This is a genomic window from Novosphingobium sp. YAF33 (assembly GCF_052113265.1).
Taxonomy (GTDB): Bacteria; Pseudomonadota; Alphaproteobacteria; order Sphingomonadales; family Sphingomonadaceae; genus Novosphingobium.
Genome location: NZ_JBFRCW010000001.1, coordinates 362,504 through 379,761, shown reverse-complemented (window position 1 = coordinate 379,761; position 17,258 = coordinate 362,504). Strand labels below are relative to the sequence as shown.

Sequence of the window (17,258 nt, the reverse complement as noted above, 5' to 3'; positions counted from 1 at the left end):
GGCGAAATGAACGATACCAACCTGACCGAAGCAATGCGGACAGTAACGGATCAAGCGGAAGCGCGGCGGCCCTGGGGGCTCGCCGCGTTTCTGTTGCTGGCCTTCGCGATGTTCGCGGCGCTCGGCGTGTGGCAGGTGCAGCGCATGCACTGGAAACACGCGCTGATCGCCCGTGTCGAGGCCCGCGTCCATGCGGCCCCGGTTGCGGTTCCTGACGATGCGCGCTTGAACGACGCCGGCGCGACCGGCGAGGGCACGCGCGATATCGATTACCTGCGGGTGAGGATTTCCGGCAGCTACGAGGCGGGGGCAACCTCGCTCGTGCGGGCGGCCACCGAACTCGGCACCGGCTACTGGACCATGACGCCGATCAGGACCGCCGAAGGTCGGCAGGTCTGGATCAACCGCGGCTTCGTGCCCGCCGGTACCCGGCGCGAGGCGGCTGCGGCCACGACCCCGCCGGGCCCCGTCGAAGTGACCGGCCTGCTTCGCCCCACCGAGCCGGGCGGCAGCGTGCTCCAGTCCAACCAGCCCGCCGCCGACCGCTGGTATTCGCGAGATGTGAAGGCGCTGGCGCTGGTGCGCGGGATCGGCGCGGTCGCACCTGCCTTCATCGACGCGCAAGTCGAGCAGGCCGCCCCGGTGGAGGGCCTGCGCCCGGTACCCGGTCTCACCCAGGTCCACTTCCCCGACAGCCACCTGAGCTATGCGCTGACGTGGTTCGCCATGGCGGCCATGTCGGTCATGGCGCTGATCTTCGTCTGGCGGCGCGGGCGATGGACCGCCTGATAGAGCTGTTCGCCCCGCACGGACTGCCCGGAGGATCGGCCAGCCGCGCCAATGTCGTGCTGCTCACCCAGCTTCGCTGGACGGCGGTCTTCGGCCAGCTGGCGACGATCGTGATCGTGTCGCAAGGGCTGGGGGTCAAGCTGGAGCTGGCGCCGCTGCTGCTGGCGCCGCTGCTGCTGATCGTGGTCAACCTTGCCTCCGCCAGCGTGGTGCTGCGGCGGCGGGACTTCACGCAAGGCGAGCTGTTCTCGGCGCTGATGGTGGACGTGATCGCGCTCTGCTGGCAGCTTTACCACAGCGGCGGCGCGACCAATCCCTTCACTTTCCTGTTCCTGCTCCAGATCGTGATCGCCGCGGTGATCCTCGACTTGCGCTGGAGTTCGCTGGTCGCGATCAATGCCTGTCTCTGCATGCTGCTGCTGACCTATTTCTACGTGCCGCTGCAATTGCCCGAGCGCTACGCCCAGCATCCCTTCGAACTCTACATCTACGGCAGCCTGTTCTGTTTCGTGCTGGCGGCGGTGCTGCTGATCGTCTTCGTGGCGCGGCTGGACTTCACACGGCGCGAGAGCGACGCCAAGATCGCCGCGCTGCGCCAGCAGGCGGTGGAGGAAGACCATATCATCCGCATGGGCCTGCTCGCATCGGGCGCGGCGCATGAACTGGGCACGCCGCTGTCGTCGATCTCGGTGATCCTGGGCGACTGGGCGCGCCAGCCGGGCATTGCCGACGATCCCGACATGGCGGCCGACCTCGCCGACGTGCGCCGCGAATTGGCGCGCTGCAAGAACATCGTCAGCGGCATCCTGATGTCGGCCGGCGAGATCCGCGGCATCGACCCGGCCGTCACGACCCTGCGCGGCTTCCTGGGCGAGATCGTGGAGGAATGGCGCGCCCGCATGCCCGGCGAGCTGCGCTTCATCGACCGGATCGAGGAAGACCGCTCGATCGTGTCCGATCCCGGCCTGCGGCAGGTGATCGGCAACGTGATCGACAATGCCGTGGAAGTCTCGCCCGGCCTCGTCGTGATCGAGGCGCGGGTGGACCATGGCGGGCTGGTCCTGACCGTCAGCGATCGTGGACCCGGCTTCGCGCCCGACATGCTGCCGCGGGTCGGCCAGCCCTATGCCTCGACCAAGGGGCGCGACGGCGGGGGGCTGGGGCTGTTCCTGGTCGTCAACGTGATCCGCAAGCTCGGCGGCAAGGTTGCGGTCGACAATCTCGCCGATGGCGGGGCAAGGGTGCAACTTGCGATTCCCCTTGCTACACTGGCCTACGAGCCCAGGAAGGGCGAGGATACAGCCGGGGCATGATGACGGAAACAGTTGCGAACGAGCCCGGCGGTGCCAGCTTGCTGATCGTCGAGGACGATCCCACTTTCGCGCGGACCTTGCGCCGTTCCTTCGAGCGGCGCGGCTACCGCGTCAGTTCGGCGGGCAGCCCGGACGAGGCCGAGACGCTGAGCGTGGACGAAGTCTTCGACTATGCCGTGGTCGATCTCAAGCTCGGGGCATCCTCGGGGCTGGCCGTGGTGCAGTCTCTCCACGCCCGCTCGCCGGGAACCCGCATCGTCGTGCTGACAGGTTATGCCTCGATCGCGACCGCGGTGGAGGCGATCAAGCTCGGCGCCTCGCACTATCTGGCCAAGCCTTCGAACACCGACGACATCGAAGCCGCCTTCACCAGCGGCGAGGGCGATGCCAGTGTGCCGGTCGACGGCCGGCGCAGCTCGATCAAGACGCTGGAGTGGGAATATATCCACCGCACCCTCGTCGAATGCGAATTCAACATCTCCGAGGCCGCCCGCCGCCTCGGCCTCCATCGCCGCACGCTCGCGCGCAAGCTGGAAAAGCGGCAGATCTAGGGCGCGGTGATCGCGTCGCGGAACCGGGCTCGCCGTCCCGGCCCCTTTCAGGTTCCGTTTCTCGACAGCAGCAGCAATCCGTTCGGCGGGAGGGCGGCCAGGAGAGCGGCGAAGTCGAAGTCGCCGCAAGGTCCAGCAGGGCCGACGAGAGGAACACTGAATGACGGACGAACCCGCTTCCTCCCTGCCGCTGGCGCGCATGCCGGCCATCGATCCCCGCGCCCTGATGACCTTTCGCATCGTCTGCGAGACCGGCTCGATCAGCGCCGCCGCGCGGATGCTCAACCTTTCGCAGCCCTCCGTCTCCAACACCATCGCCCTGCTGGAGCGGCGGCTCGGCGTCGTCCTGTTCGAGCGGCGGCGCGGCGGCATCGTGCTTACCCGCGAGGGGGAAGTGCTGCGCCGCCCGGCAGAGGCCATGGCGCGGCTGCTGTCCGACGCGGTGAGCGATGTCGAGCATGCGCGCCATCGCATAGCCGGTCCGCTGCGGATCGGCGGCACGCCTGGCGCGCTGCTCACGCTGCTGCCCGGCGCGATCCTGCGCGTCGAGCAGGCCGTGGGCGACTTTGCGCTGAGCGCGGTGGAGCGGCCCGACGAGCAATTGCTGGACATGCTGCGCAAGGGTGAGATCGAACTGGCCTTCGTCACCACCCGCATCCAGAACGTGCCTTCCGATGTCGAGGAAGTGACCTCTGCCCGCGATCCCTTCGCGCTCATCGTCGGTCCGCGCCATGCGGACCTGGGTGACAGCGTGTCCCTGCGCGACGTCGAGCATTATCCCTGGGTCTTGCCGGAGGCGCGCGGCGCCTTTCGCCGGCAGGTCGACGCGCTGTTCATCGCCGCGGGCGTCTCGGTGCCGCGCACCACGATCCGCTGCGATTCGCTGCTCACCACCCGCGCGATCGTGCGCGAGACGGACCGCGTCACGGTGCTTCCGCGCACAGTGGCGCTCGACGGCGCATCCGACGGATCGATCCGGGCCATCGCCATCAAGGAAGCCGTGTTCGAACGCAGCGTCGGCGTGCTGCGCCTCGCCCGGCGGAGGCTCTCTCCTTTGGCGGAAGCCATGCTGAAGGCCTTGCCCGTCGTTCCATAGTTTGCATCTATGGCAAATAGAAAACTCATTATTTTACTTGAGGGCCAATAGGGGGCAAAACCTTTCTCAAGCCGGCAACCGGCCGAACGACAAAGCGCGGGAGAGAGAGCGATGCGGACCCTGATCCGCCAGGTTTCCATTTTCGACGGCACCGGCTCCGCGCCGCAGGCCGGTGCGGTGCTGATCGAGGGCGAGCGCATCCAGCGCGTGGCCCTCGGCGCAGACGCGCTGGCGGGGGAAGCGGCCGACACCGTGATCGATGGCCACGGCATGACGCTGACGCCCGGCCTGGTCGACTCCCACACGCACCTCACCTGGGGGTCGTCGGTCGAGAAGATCTATCACCAGTTCATCCTCCCTGCCGACGAGTTGAAAGTCGCTGCCTGGCGCAATGCGCGGGTGCTGCTGGACCACGGCTTCACCTCGATCTACTCGGCCGGCGCGCTGGGCGACATGATCGAACCGGAACTGGCGCAGGCCATCGCCGCCGGCGAGACGCCCGGGCCGCGCATGGTGCCCTCCACCCTCGAACGCAGCCCGGAAGGCGATGAAGGCATCGACACCGGCGACGTGTTCAACGGGCGCGGGCCCGAGGCGATGCGCAATTTCGTCGCCTACTGCAAGGACGAGGGCGTCCAATCGATCAAGCTGGTCGTCTCCGGAGAGGACGCGCTCAAGCCGAATTCGGCGATGGACGTGCTCTACACCCGCGAGGAACTGGAAGCCGCCGGAGAGGCCGCGCGCGATGCCGGCCTGTGGATCGCCGCGCATACCTATTCCCCCGAGGCCATCGGCCTCGCGCTCGATGCCGGCGCGCGCGTGCTCTACCACTGCTCCTTCGCCGACGATGCCACCGTCGATCGCATGGCGGCCGACAAGGACAAGTTCTTCTACGCACCCGGTCCCGGCGTCTCCATCGCCGCGATCGAGGCCAACCCGCCGCCGCATGTCGACATGACGCACATGAAGGCCAGCGCCAACGTCCGCATGGGCCTGGAAGGCAAGCTGGTGCCCGAACTCAAGGCACGCGGCGTGCGCATCCTGACCGGCGGCGACTATGGCTTCCCGTTCAATCCGCATGGCCGCAACGCCCGCGATCTGGAGCACTTCGTCCAGCATTACGGCTTCACGCCTGCCGAGGCGCTGCGCTCCGCCACCCAGTATGGCGGCGAGTTGATGGGGCTTGAGGTCGGGTTGGTGAAGGAAGGCTGGCTGGCCGACCTGCTGCTGGTCGACGGCGATCCCACGGCGGACGTCGCGATCCTGCAGGACAAGGACCGGCTGAAGATGATCATGAAGGGCGGGGCGCTCCATAAGGCACCTGCCGAGATCGAACCGAGCTGAGGACCAGGTTTATTAAGGGCTTACAAGATGTCGTACGACGTGGTTGTCGTAGGCTGCGGCCCTGTGGGCGCGCTGGCTGCGAACCTTCTCGGCCTGAAAGGGCTCAACGTGCTGGTTCTCGAACGGGAACTGGAACACTATCCGCTGCCGCGCGCGGTCCATCTCGATCACGAGATGATGCGCCTGTTCCAGTCGGCTGGGGTGATCGATCGGGTGGAAGGCGACATGATCGCCACCGACGGCCACCTGCATGTCGGCGCCGACCACGGCGTCATCCGCTACATGGGCACCGTGGGCAAGCCGCGCCCGTTTGGCTGGGCCAACGACTACTTCTTCTACCAGCCCGAACTCGAAGCGCACTTGCGCGAAGGCTTTGCAGGCAGGGACAACGTCGAACTCGTGCTCGGCGCGACGTTCTTCGGCCTGACGCAGGACGAGAGCGGCGTTACCGTCGACTATAGCGAAGATGGCGAAACGCGCAGCGCGCAGGCTCGCTGGGTGATCGCCTGCGACGGCGCCCGCAGTTCGGTCCGCAAGGCGCTGGGCGTCGGACTGGACGATCTCGATTTCGAGGAGCCCTGGCTCGTCGTCGACGCCGAGGTCGAGGGGCCGGTCGCGTTCCCGCCGCTCTCCGGCGTGCCCGAGGGGGCCGACCTCCAGCGCCTCTCGGTGATGATGTGCGATCCCTCGCGCCCCGCCACCGTGGTTCCCGGCCGTCGCGATCACCGGCGGTGGGAGTTCATGCTGCTTCCCGGTGAAGACGATGTCGCGATGTCGGCACCGGATAAGGTGGCCGAACTCGTCGGTGCGTGGATGGCCGATGTGCCGCACAGGATCGTGCGCGCCGCGACTTATCGTTTCCACGGCCTCGTCGCGCACCAGTGGCAGGTCGGGAACGTGTTCCTGGCCGGCGATGCCGCGCACCAGACGCCGCCATTCTTCGGGCAGGGCATGTGCCATGGCCTGCGCGATGTCGCCAATCTGGCGTGGAAGATGGACGCAGTGGCCAACCACGGCGCCGACGCTGCGGTGCTCGACAGCTACCAGCCCGAGCGCGACCCGCATGTCCGCGCGGTGATCGGTGCCGCCGTTGCCGCCGGGCGCTACATCTGCGAACTCGATCCCGCCGAGGCCGCCGCGCGCGATGCCCGCATCCGCGAGGAAGCGCGGCAGAAGTCCGGCGAGACCGCGCATGACCTGATCCCGGCGATTGCCGAGGGCGTGGTCCTGCCCGGCACGACCGGCGCGGGTGCGCGCTTCGTGCAGCCGGTGCTCACCGATGGCCGCAAGCTCGACGACCTGACCGGCGGCGACTGGCGCCTGTTCGTCCGAGACGATGCGGTGCCGGGCCAAGCCGAGGGCGTGACCCGCATCGCCGCCAGCACCCTGCCGGACAATGGCGCGGTGACGGCATGGCTGGATGACCACGGCGTCGATGCCGTGCTGATCCGCCCCGACCATTACGTCTTCGGAACCGCCAGCCACAGCGCCGAAGACCTGCTTGCCGCCCGCGCGGCGCAGCTTTTCAGCCATCAGGAGCTTGCCGCATGATTCTCACGCTGGCTCAGGCCCAGACCATCGTCACTGCCACGCTTGCCGAAGCGCGCGCGCGGGGTGCCAAGCAATTGGCGGTGATCGTGCTCGACGCCGGCGCCCACCCGGTCGCTTTCGCGCGCGAGGACGGGGCGAGCCTCTTCCGTTTCGACATTGCCAAGGCCAAGGCCGAAGGCGCCGTGGGCATGGATGCGGATACCGCCGTCCTGGCCGAGCGGGCCAAAGGCAATCCGGTGTTCTTTCAAAGCGTCACCGCTGCCGTCGGCGGCCGCATCGCGTTCTCCCCGGGTGGGGTGGTGATCCGCGATGTCGCCGGCACTTTGATCGGCGCCGTCGGCGTCAGCGGTGACACCGGCGAGTGTGATGCCGACTGCGCCCGCGCCGGCATCCGCGCGGCGGGGCTCTCTCAGGAGACAGAAGCATGAAACTGCGCAGCATCGAACTGGCGCTGCCCGATCCGGCTGCCGCCGCCGCATTCATGACCGAAATCTGGGGCATGGCCGCCGCTGAACCCAAAGGCGATACGCATTACCTGCGCGGCTCCGGCCCGTTTCCCTACCTCGTCGCTTTCGAGAAGTCGGAGGACGAATTCGTCCGCTCCACCACGTTCGTCTGCACCGCCGAGGAACTGGAAGCCCTGAAAGCCCGCGTCGCTGCCGCCGGATGGACGGCGAGCCCGACCACGAGCGACGATCTTGGCGGCGGGCAGGGCGTGCTGGTGGAACTGCCCGAAGGCACGATCCTGCGCTTCCTCGTCGATGCCACCGAAGTTGCACCGATCGCCGGGCGCGATCTGCCGGTGAAGCTCACTCACGTCGTTTTCAACGCCGCCGACGCCGAGGCCTGCGGCCATGCGGTGGAGGACGTGCTGGGTTTCCGCGTGTCGGATCGCACCAAGGGCATGGTCTTCGTGCGCTGCAATGACAGCCACCACTCCACCGCCTTTGCCCGCGCCGGCTTCGCCTCGCTCAACCATGTCGCCTTCGAGATGGAGGATATGGACGCGGTGATGCGCGGCATCGGCCGCTTGCGCGATCATGCGCTGGTGCCCGCCTGGGGGCCCGGCCGCCACGGCCCCGGCGCCAATGTCTACGCCTACTTCATCGCCCCGTTCGGCCCGGTGATCGAATTCTCGACCGCCGTGGAGAAAGTGCCGGAGGACTACAAGGTCGGCGCGCCGGACGACTGGACCTGGCCCGCGGGTCGCATCGACCAGTGGGGCATGTCCGACAAGGATTTCGATGGCCTTCGCCGCGCCGAGGAACGCTTCCGCTTCCGCCGCGACTGGGAAGCCGCACCGCTCTGACCATTTGACCGCTCCCGCTGAAATCGCGGGGGCAGGGGAGACTACGCATGAACCGTTACATCAGCTTCGAACGTCCCGATGGCAGCAAGAGCTTCGGCCGCCTCGAAGGGGACAAGGTGATCGATCTCGGCGCATCCGGCGCGGACGCATGGCTGAAGGACGTGCTGGCGGGGGACCTTGCCGCACTGCCCGCGACGGGCGCGTTCGCCGCGGATGCCGTGAGCCTGTTGCCGGTCGTGCCGAACCCCGAAAAGATCCTCTGCGTCGGCCTCAACTACGCCAGCCACGTGGCCGAAACCGGCCGCGAGCAGAAGGAACACCCGGCGATCTTCACCCGCTGGGCCGACAGCCTAATCGCCGATGGCGAGCCCATGGTCCGCCCGCCCGAGAGCGAACGCTTCGACTACGAGGGCGAACTGGCGGTCGTGATCGGCAAGGGCGGCCGCCGCATCGCGCCCGAGAACGCATGGGAGCACGTTGCCGGTTTTGCGCCGTTCAACGATGGCTCGATCCGCGACTGGCAGCGCCACAACATCCAGTTCACGCCGGGCAAGACCTGGCCCGGCACCGGCGGCTTCGGCCCTTCGATGGTGGCCGCTTCGGACGTGGAAGACCTCGCCTCGCAGCGCGTGCAGACCCGCGTGAACGGCGAACTGGTGCAGGACCAGCCGGTGTCCGACATGATCTGGGATATCCCCACGGTCATCGCCTATTGCTCGACTTTCACCGACCTCAAGCCCGGCGACGTGATCGCCACCGGCACCCCGGGCGGCGTCGGCGACAAGCGCAAGCCCCCGCTCTACCTCAAGGCCGGCGACACGGTCGAAGTGTCCGTGGGCGTGATCGGCACCCTTTCCAACCCCGTCATCGACGAGACCTGACGGGTCGCATCCATAAAATCGGCCATAAAAACCGGCTATAAACAATCAGTTTGGGGAGAGACCAATATGAACACCATCAGCAAGTTCAGCCTGCTTTCCGGCATCGCCCTGGGCGCCGTCAGCGTTTCCGCCCAGGCCCAGGAGGCCCCTCAAGCCGCCGCGCCTCAGGCAGCCGAGGCCCCGCAGGTTTCCGGCACCGACATCATCGTCACCGCCTCCCGCCGCGCCGAGCGTCTCCAGGACGTGCCGATCGCGGTCTCCGCCATCTCCGGCGCCCAGCTCACCGAGAGCGGTTTCCAGAAGCTGACCGATATCCAGTATCAGTTCTCCGGCGTGCAGTTCGGATCCTCGCCCAACGATTCCGGCTTCCGCCTGCGCGGCGTAGGCTCGGCCGGCGGCTTCTCCAGCTCGTCCGAGCAGAACGTCGGCACCGTGGTCGACAACGTCGTCATTCCCTTCGGCAACCCGATCAACAGCCTTGGCGACCTGGAGCGCGTCGAAGTGCTGAAGGGGCCGCAAGGCACCCAGTTCGGCAAGAACGCCTCGTCCGGCGTCATCAACATCACGACCAAGAAGCCCGATCCCTCGCATTTCTTCGGCAAGGCCTTCCTGAGCTATGCCCAGCTGAACGAAGTCAACGCCAATGCCAGCGCCAACGTGCCGGTCTCCCAGAATTCGGCGCTTGCCGTGTTCGGCTTCTACCGCCGCAACGACGGCTTCCTCAAGAACGTCTACCGGGACGAGACCTGGGGCGGCGAGGAGAGCTACGGCGGCCGCGCCAAGTTCCTCTATGAGCCCACGGACGATTTCTCGATCTACCTGATCGGCGACTATTCGAAGATCAGCCGCAAGGGCCCGGGCCAGCTCTGGACGCTTAATCGCCTGCCCAGCTTCGCCAATCCGCTGATGGCCGCGCGCTTCGGTAACCTCACCGCGCTCGGCGTGACGGCAGGCTTCGACAACACCAAGTCGGTGGAGGACTACGCCGGGTACAGCTCGGAGCAGAACTTCGGCGGGTCGATGGAGATCAACTACGCGCTCGGCGATTACAACCTGACCTCGATCACCGCCTATCGCCGCCTCGACGAAGGCCCGCAGGTCTTCTCGATCGACGGTTCGAGCGTTCCCGTCTTCACCGCGCAGCAGACCGGCACGGACCAGTCGTTCCTCTCGCAGGAACTGCGCATCAGTTCGCCGAGCGGCAGCCAACTCGAATTCACCTCGGGCGTCTATGCCTCGCGGCGCAAGGTGGGCGACGACAACGACTTCAACCGTGCCCAGCTTCGTCCCGCCAACCCGTTCCAGAGCTTCATCGTCAACATCTCCGGCGGGCAGGGCAACACCCAGACGCGCTCGGATTCGCTGGCCGGCTTCTTCGACGGCAAGTTCCACGTCTCCGACCAGTTCAGCCTGATCGGCGGTCTGCGCTATCAGTACGACTGGGTGAAGGCGTCCTACTTCTCGATCATCGATCCCAACTTCGCGCCGGCTACGCCTGCTGCCGACGGTTCCGGCTTCGTGACGCCCTATACGCCCACTTCGCTCCAGACCGGCAGCACCAAGAAGGGTTCGTGGTCGGGCCGTGGCGGTGCCGAGTTCAAGATTACCCCGSATGTCATGCTGTTCGGCACCATCGCGCGTGGTTACCTCGGCCCGACGGTGACCTTCACCGGCCTGACCGGCACGCGCACCAACGTGAAGCCGCAGACCGTCCGCGACATCACCGTGGGCATCAAGTCGCAGCTGTTCGACCGCGCGGTGACCTTCAACGCCAACCTGTTCTACGACAAGTACAAGAACCTCCAGACCTCGGTGTTCAACGGCGTGGAATTCGTTACCGAGAACGCCGGTGGCTTCACCGCCAAGGGCTTCGAGATCGACGCCTCCTGGCGCGTCACCCCGGTGCTCTCGTTCAGCGGCGGCTTCACGTATTCGGACACCAAGTTCACCGACTACGTGACCGCCTGCCCCGAGGACGTGAAGGCCGGATATTCCTGCTTCCTGGCAGCCGACGGCGTGACCAGCCTGGTCCAGGCCAAAGGCGAGCCGCTGTCGGGCGCGCCGAAGTACAGCGCCACGCTGGGCGCGGACGTGAAGCTGCCGATCAACGACAGCCTCCAGTTCGATACCTCGGCCAATATCTACTATCGCAGCCGCGTGCAGTACGCGGTGGCCAATGCCTATGCCTATCAGGACGGCTACGGCACGATCGGCCTGAGCATGGGGATCGGCCATCCGGACGGCAACTGGCGGGTCGGCGCCTTCGTGCGCAACCTGCTCGACCAACGCTTCCACGCCTCGGTCATCCACCTGCCGTTCGCGGACTCGGGGGCTTACGTGAACTGGCTCACCCGCGAAGGCCGTCGCACGATCGGCGTCCAGGCCGAAACGAAGTTCTGATCGTATCCGGCCGGGGTCCGCAAGGGCCCCGGCCCAATTCATCGAGGCGCCCTCAAGAGGCGGCCAACAGAGGGGTGATGATGCAGGTTCAACGCGCAATGACGTCGCTGGCGCTTACGGTAGCGGCGATGTCCGCCGTTCCCGCGCTGGCGGCCACGACCTGCCCGGCGCTGCGCTGGACGACGCTGGGAACGGCCGGCGGTCCGGTGCCTACGGCCGAACGTTCCGAACCGGCCAACCTGCTTACCATCGGCGAGCGCCGGATGCTCGTCGACACGGGCGACGGCACCGTGGACCAACTTGCCCGGATCGGGCTCGACCTTGGCGCCATCGACACGGTATTCATCAGTCACAATCATCTCGACCATACCGGCGGTCTCGCCGCCGTGATCGGCCTGCGCTGGATGAACCAGTTTCCCGGCGTCCTGACCGTCTACGGCCCGGCGGGTACGCGGGCGGTGGTGGAAGGCATCGTCGCCTCGCTGGCGACACCGGGCAGCATCGGCTTCGGTCTCGGCACACCGCCGCCGCGCCCGGCGGACTCGGTACGCGTGATCGAACTGGCGGGTGGTCAGGCACTCGACCTTGGGCAGGGCGTGAGCGTGAAGACCGCCGCCAACAGTCACTTCGACCTTGACGGCAAGCCGGATGCGGCCAACGTCTCGCTCAGCTACCGTTTCGCGCTGGGCACCCGCAGCATTACCTATACCGGCGACACCGGCCCAAGCGCTGCCGTTACTGCGCTGGCCAAGGGCAGCGACATGTTCGTGACCGAGATCATCGCCCTCGACGCTCTGCTTGGTGAAATCCGCCAGCGCCGCAAGGATGCTTCGCCCGAGATGCTGGCCGGCATGGAGCGCCACCTTTCCACCCATCATCTCAAGCCTGAAGCGATCGGCGAGATCGCCGCCGACGCAAGTGTGGGCAGGGTGGTGCTGACTCACTTCGCGGTCCCGCCGGGGCCATTGCCGCAGTTCGAACCCGCCATCCGCTCCAGAATCGCCGCGCGCTATGCCGGGCCGGTCGATCTCGCGCGCGATCTCCAGAGCTTCGATCTCGGATGCCGGCCATGAACATCGCCGCCCGGCTGCGGCGTGAGCAAGTGACCAGCGGCGCGATCAATCTGGTGCTGAGCGCGGCGTTCTTCTTCGGCGTTTTCGGCTTTGCGAACCGCCCGCTGCATTTCGCCGCGCCCAACAATTTCGCGCTGGATTTCCTCCCGCAGGCCGCGGCCATCGCCCTGATGTCCTCTTTGGTGCCGCTGCTGGTGGTTTCGGCCAGTCTTCGCAAAACCGGAGTGCGCACGGGTAGCCGCGGCTTCATCGCGCGGACCGTTCTCACCGTCGTGCTGGCGGGCCTGGCGAGCGCTGCGGTTCTCGCCGCGATCGGTCTTTTCGGGCCGTGGCGCGAGATCGGCTGGTCGGTCGCGCTCGTGCTCAAGCTGGTCTATGGAACCGGGCTGGGCGTGGCCGGAACGACTTACGCGCTGACCCGCCTGTTCGCGCATCGAGGGAGTGAAGTGGCATGACCGCTCGTGAAACGGGACGCGCCATCGCCGCGATGGGTACGAAGCTGGGTCCCGATGTCGTTGCGGCGTGCCGGGGTCTGTTCCAGGCCGAGCAGCAGGTGCTCGCCGCCGAGATCGCGCCGGTCGCGCTCGACTGCGCCTATGGTCCTGATCCCCGCAACCGCCTCGACCTCTATGGCCAGGGAGGCGATCCTCGTCCGGTGGTGCTGTTCGTTCATGGCGGGGGCTTCCTCGTTGGCGATAAAGGTGGACAAGCGGGCGGCGGCGAAAGCGGTTGGACCAATGCCCATGTCGGGCGCTGGGCGGCCGCGAACGGGCTGATCGGCGCGGTGATGAACTACCGCCTCGCGCCTGCGCACATGTGGCCTTCGGGCGCGGAGGACGTGAGCCTCGCGGTCGAGTGGCTGCGCGCGAACGTGGCCGGGCATGGCGGCGATCCGGACCGGATCTTCCTGCTCGGCACGTCGGCGGGCGCGGTCCATGTCTCGGCCTTTCTGAAAGCGCGCGAGGATCACGGCAAGCTGGTGCGCGGGGCCGCGCTGCTGTCGGGGCTTTATGGATTCACACCGCTGGATGAGCGCGACATGCTCTATTACGGCCCGCAGGATTGCTACGACTTGCGCATGCCGATGGGCGCGGTGATGGCGACCAGCCTGCCGCTCATGGTCGCCTGCGCCGAGTTCGACCCGCCGCGCTTCCAGGCCGAATGGGCCAGCCTCCTGCAAGCCCGCCTCGGCCGCCACGGCCATCTGCCGCGCGCGCACTACGCCTCCGGGCACAACCACTATTCGATGGCCATGCATCTCGGCACGTCCGACCGCCGGCTGTCCGACGAACTGCTTTCCTTCTTCGCCGACCATTCCTGAGGGGCATCCGATGACCAAGATTGCGAATCTCGACCGCCGAAGCCTGCTCGCCGCTGGAGCACTTGCCGCCGCCGCGCCGGTCATGGCACGCGCCGCCGCGAAGCGTCCAGACCCGGCCTTCCCCAAGGGCTTCCTCTGGGGCGCGGCCACCGCGCCGCACCAGATCGAAGGCAACAATGTCGCGTCCGACCTCTGGTTCGTCGAAAACCAGAAGCCGACCATCTTCGCGGAGCCTTCGGGCGACGCCGTGAACAGCCTGGAACTCTGGGCGACCGATCTGGATATCGTGAAGTCGCTGGGCCTCACCTCCTACCGCTTCGGCGTGGAATGGGCGCGGATCGAACCGGAGAAGGGCCTGTTCTCGCAGGCCATGCTCGATCACTACAAGCGGATCGTCGAAGGCTGCCACGCCCGCGGCCTGGCCCCGCTGGTGACTTTCAACCACTTCACCGCGCCGCGCTGGTTCAGCGCGCAGGGCGGCTGGAGCAATCCGGAATCCGCCCAGCTCTTCGGCCGCTACTGCGACAAGGTGGCTCGCGCGATCGGTGCCGACATCGCCATGGCCATGACGCTGAACGAGCCGAACATCCTGCTCATCCTCAAGAATATCCTGCCCCCGCCGGTATGGGACATGCAGCGCCAGACTCTGGAGGCCGCCACCAAGCGGCTCGGCGTCGAGCGTTTCCTCTGCGCCAATGTCGCCGGGCGCGAGGACGTGGACGTCATCGTCCGGGGCCAGATGGCCGGGCACAAGGCCGCCCGCGCCGCGATCAAGGCCGTGCGCGGCGATCTGCCGGTGGGCTTCACGCTCTCGGTGCTGGACGACCAGGCTTCCGGCAAGAACTCGATGCGCGACAAGGTCCGCGCCGAGCTTTACGGCGACTGGCTGGAGATCGCCAAGGGCGACGACTTCATCGGCGTGCAGAACTACGAACGCGCGGTCTGGAACGACAAGGGCCGCCTGCCCGCGCCGGATAGCGCCGATCGCAACTGGTCCGGCACCGAAGTCTGGGCGCCGTCGCTGGCGGGCGCGGTGCGCTATGTCCACGCCGCGACCAAGGTCCCGGTGCTGGTCTCCGAACACGGCGTCGGCACCGAGGACGATACGCTGCGCGCGCGCTTCATTCCAGCGGCGCTCGAAGGGCTGAAGCAGGCGATGGACGACGGCGTGCCGGTGCTTGGCTACATGCACTGGTCGCTGCTGGACAATTACGAGTGGATCTTCGGCTACAAGCCGCGCTTCGGCCTGTGCAGCGTGGATCGCACCACGTTCGCCCGCACGCCCAAGCCGAGCGCTGCGGTGCTGGGCGGGATTGCGAAGCGGAATTCACTTTGAACGCCTGCACTTCGTAATTGGGAGCGCAGCGAAGCAATCCAGGGCGGCTCGGCGCGGCTCTGGATTGCCGCGTCGGCTTCGCCTCCTCGCAATGACGAGGAACATGGCATGCTGCCTTATCGGGCTGGCGTGCCATTTCCGTCAGGAGACCATCGAACGCGGCGCCGCCCGCAACGGTAAGCCGCGCACCAAGCCCGCCAAATTCCAAGGGCTTGGGGGATCATCCCCCAGAACTTCTTTCTAGGCTATAATCACCTTAACCCCGAGATCCCGCAGCCGATCCGCCATGTCCTGCGGAATCCCTTCATCGGTGACGATGGTATCCACTTCGTCCAACCCGCAGACGATCGCGCCCGACGAGGAGCGGAACTTCGAGCTGTCGACGAGGAGCACGACTTCCTCCGCACGGTCCATGAACCGGCGCTCGGCGGCGACCAGGATCACGTCCTGCTGCATCACCCCTTGCGGGCCTACCGCTGCCGCGCCCATGAACAGCTTGGGCGCGTGGAAGCGCGGCATCGAGTCTTCGCCCGCCGGGGCCAGGACGATGTTCTGCTCGCGAAACACCGTACCCGAGGGCAGCAGCACGCGCGTTCCCGTCTGGGGGAGCAGGGCGTGGACGATGTGCAGCGAGTTGGTGAGCACCTGCATGTCCAGCCCGTCAAGATAGGGGCACATCTGGAGCGTGGTCGTGCCCCCGTCTATCATGATCCCCTCGCTCGGCCGGCAGAGCCTGGCCGCGGCGCGGCCGATGGCCTGCTTGGCGGGCAGGTGCTGGGTGATGGACTGCTCGAAAGGCGTGCCCGCCAGACCCAGGGGGTTTTCCGGCTTGTCGTCTTCCGGCAGCTTGGCACCGCCGTGGACGCGCTGGATGCGGCCGGATTCCTCCAGCCGCGTCAGGTCGCGCCGGATCGTTGCGGGCGAGGCGTCGAGCTGGGCTTCGAGAGCGCGATAGCTCACGAAGCCCGTGTCGGCGACGGCCTCCAGTATCAGGCGTTCGCGTTCCTCGGCGTGCATGCGACTTGTGCTTCCTTCTGGGGAGCCAGGCCGGGATTGGCCTGTTCCGCTTCGAGCTGTTCCAGCGACTTGCCTTCGTTGCGGGGCGCCCAGAGTGCGCCGATGATCCCGCTGATGACAAGGAAGCCGGTAAGAATCCAGGCCAGGTTCGTAAAGCCCGTGGCATTGAGCATGGGCACGAAGAAGCTGAACACGCCCAGCGAGATACGCACGATGGCGAAGCAGACGCCCTGCGCGGTGGAGCGCAGCATCGTCGGGAACATCTCCGAGCTCCAGAGCTGGAAGAAGCTCTGCGCGCCGAAGCCGCCGCCGAACTGGAGCAGGAACACATAGAGCAGGGCGACCGGGATCGTCAGCGGCAGGATGGCCAGGAGCATCATGCCCGCGATCTGGATCACGGCCGAGATGATGAACAGCGTGCGCTGGTTCACCTTGTCCGACAGGCGCATGAACACGAACGTGACCGAGATCATGGCGACGAAGAACGAGACCGCCTGGATGGCGACGCTCTGCGCCTGGGTGGCCGCGCCCATGGTGCGCAGGATGTAGGGGAAGAAGAAGCCGTTGGTGCCGGCCCAGAGGTTCCAGAACCCGTACATGCCCACGAGGCCGAGGATCGAAGTGAGATACTTGCCCTTGAACAGCGAGGAGAAGGGCTGGCGCTTCACGTCCGATTTCTGCGCCTCCACCCAGCGCTCCGATTCCTTCATCTTCGAGCGCAGCAGGGTGAGGCCCAGCGCGATCACCACGAGATGGGCGAAGACGATCCGCGCGCCCAGCACGCCGAGCGAGGTGAGCGCCAGGCTCATCAGCAGGACCACGACCGGGCCGAGATACCACAGCGCCTGCGCCACGCCGGAATGCTTGCCGCGCTTGTTGTCCGGCGCCTGCTCCGCGATCAGCGACCAGCTGGCGGGAATGTCCGCGCCCACGGCCAGGCCGACGATCAGGAAGCCGACGACGATCATCCACGGCGCCACCGCGAAGACCAGCATCGACATGCCGAGCGCGTAGATCAGCATGTCCCACTGGTAGATCTTCTTGCGGCCCAGCTTGTCGCAGAGCCAGCCGCCGATCAGCGCGCCCACGCCCGCGCCGATGGCGTTGGGACCGAAGGCGGCGATCAGGCCGACGAAGTCGTTGGAGAGGTGATAGCTCTCCTGCCACAGCGCGAGCGCGGCGGAGCCGGCGACGATCGAGCCGGCGTCGATATAGTTGGCAAGGCCGGCGAGTATGGTGTTGCGCCAGTTGTCCTCTTGCTCTGCGGTTTCCGTCAT

Annotated in this window: 16 protein-coding genes; 14 read left to right on the top strand and 2 right to left on the bottom strand. The window is 66.9% G+C overall.

The window, feature by feature from the left end:
* Positions 1–6: 6 nt before the first annotated feature.
* From AB4Z00_RS01700 to AB4Z00_RS01635, 14 genes are all read left to right on the top strand, one after another.
* Entirely contained in the window at positions 7–789 is a 783-nt protein-coding gene (locus AB4Z00_RS01700) for an SURF1 family protein (RefSeq protein ID WP_442044666.1), read from the top strand.
* The gene (locus AB4Z00_RS01695) at positions 777–2,102 is read left to right on the top strand and encodes an ATP-binding protein (RefSeq protein ID WP_132261660.1); all 1,326 of its coding nucleotides are present in this window, start codon (positions 777–779) and stop codon (positions 2,100–2,102) included. Before AB4Z00_RS01700 ends, AB4Z00_RS01695 begins: the two co-directional genes overlap by 13 nt.
* On the top strand, positions 2,099–2,653 hold the full coding sequence (locus AB4Z00_RS01690; RefSeq protein ID WP_431568646.1) for a response regulator transcription factor: 555 nt from the start codon (positions 2,099–2,101) through the stop codon (positions 2,651–2,653). Before AB4Z00_RS01695 ends, AB4Z00_RS01690 begins: the two co-directional genes overlap by 4 nt.
* Positions 2,654–2,813: 160 nt before the next feature.
* The gene (locus tag AB4Z00_RS01685; RefSeq protein WP_243841118.1) at positions 2,814–3,749 is read left to right on the top strand and encodes a LysR family transcriptional regulator; all 936 of its coding nucleotides are present in this window, start codon (positions 2,814–2,816) and stop codon (positions 3,747–3,749) included.
* Between the two features lie 111 nt (positions 3,750–3,860).
* Entirely contained in the window at positions 3,861–5,093 is a 1,233-nt protein-coding gene (locus AB4Z00_RS01680; protein WP_442044663.1) for an amidohydrolase family protein, read from the top strand.
* Between the two features lie 27 nt (positions 5,094–5,120).
* The gene (locus AB4Z00_RS01675) at positions 5,121–6,644 is read left to right on the top strand and encodes a bifunctional 3-(3-hydroxy-phenyl)propionate/3-hydroxycinnamic acid hydroxylase (RefSeq protein WP_442044661.1); all 1,524 of its coding nucleotides are present in this window, start codon (positions 5,121–5,123) and stop codon (positions 6,642–6,644) included.
* Positions 6,641–7,072: a GlcG/HbpS family heme-binding protein gene (locus AB4Z00_RS01670; protein WP_442044659.1), complete on the top strand. Its 432-nt coding sequence runs from the start codon at positions 6,641–6,643 to the stop codon at positions 7,070–7,072. The genes AB4Z00_RS01675 and AB4Z00_RS01670 overlap by 4 nt, the downstream gene beginning before the upstream one ends.
* Positions 7,069–7,953: a VOC family protein gene (locus tag AB4Z00_RS01665; protein WP_442044657.1), complete on the top strand. Its 885-nt coding sequence runs from the start codon at positions 7,069–7,071 to the stop codon at positions 7,951–7,953. The genes AB4Z00_RS01670 and AB4Z00_RS01665 overlap by 4 nt, the downstream gene beginning before the upstream one ends.
* Before the next feature lie 47 nt (positions 7,954–8,000).
* Positions 8,001–8,834 (top strand): fumarylacetoacetate hydrolase family protein, encoded by an 834-nt coding sequence (locus tag AB4Z00_RS01660; protein ID WP_442044655.1) that lies wholly within the window; start codon positions 8,001–8,003, stop codon positions 8,832–8,834.
* Positions 8,835–8,900: 66 nt separating this feature from the next.
* Positions 8,901–11,234, top strand: a complete 2,334-nt coding sequence (locus tag AB4Z00_RS01655) for a TonB-dependent receptor (protein ID WP_442044653.1) — start codon at positions 8,901–8,903, stop codon at positions 11,232–11,234.
* Positions 11,235–11,311: 77 nt separating this feature from the next.
* The gene (locus AB4Z00_RS01650; RefSeq protein WP_442044651.1) at positions 11,312–12,307 is read left to right on the top strand and encodes an MBL fold metallo-hydrolase; all 996 of its coding nucleotides are present in this window, start codon (positions 11,312–11,314) and stop codon (positions 12,305–12,307) included.
* The gene (locus tag AB4Z00_RS01645; RefSeq protein ID WP_442044649.1) at positions 12,304–12,762 is read left to right on the top strand and encodes a hypothetical protein; all 459 of its coding nucleotides are present in this window, start codon (positions 12,304–12,306) and stop codon (positions 12,760–12,762) included. Before AB4Z00_RS01650 ends, AB4Z00_RS01645 begins: the two co-directional genes overlap by 4 nt.
* Complete coding sequence (locus tag AB4Z00_RS01640) at positions 12,759–13,628, top strand: alpha/beta hydrolase (RefSeq protein WP_442044647.1); 870 nt, start codon at positions 12,759–12,761, stop codon at positions 13,626–13,628. The genes AB4Z00_RS01645 and AB4Z00_RS01640 overlap by 4 nt, the downstream gene beginning before the upstream one ends.
* A 10-nt stretch (positions 13,629–13,638) precedes the next feature.
* On the top strand, positions 13,639–14,964 hold the full coding sequence (locus AB4Z00_RS01635; protein ID WP_132261677.1) for a family 1 glycosylhydrolase: 1,326 nt from the start codon (positions 13,639–13,641) through the stop codon (positions 14,962–14,964).
* Positions 14,965–15,204: 240 nt separating this feature from the next.
* Here AB4Z00_RS01635 and AB4Z00_RS01630 read toward each other — a convergent pair whose 3' ends face one another.
* Together AB4Z00_RS01630 and AB4Z00_RS01625 are read right to left on the bottom strand one after the other, a co-directional pair.
* A complete protein-coding gene (locus AB4Z00_RS01630) occupies positions 15,205–15,981 on the bottom strand; it encodes a DeoR/GlpR family DNA-binding transcription regulator (RefSeq protein ID WP_132261678.1) in 777 nt (258 codons plus the stop codon).
* Complete coding sequence (locus tag AB4Z00_RS01625) at positions 15,954–17,258, bottom strand: MFS transporter (RefSeq protein ID WP_442044644.1); 1,305 nt, start codon at positions 17,256–17,258, stop codon at positions 15,954–15,956. The genes AB4Z00_RS01630 and AB4Z00_RS01625 overlap by 28 nt, the downstream gene beginning before the upstream one ends.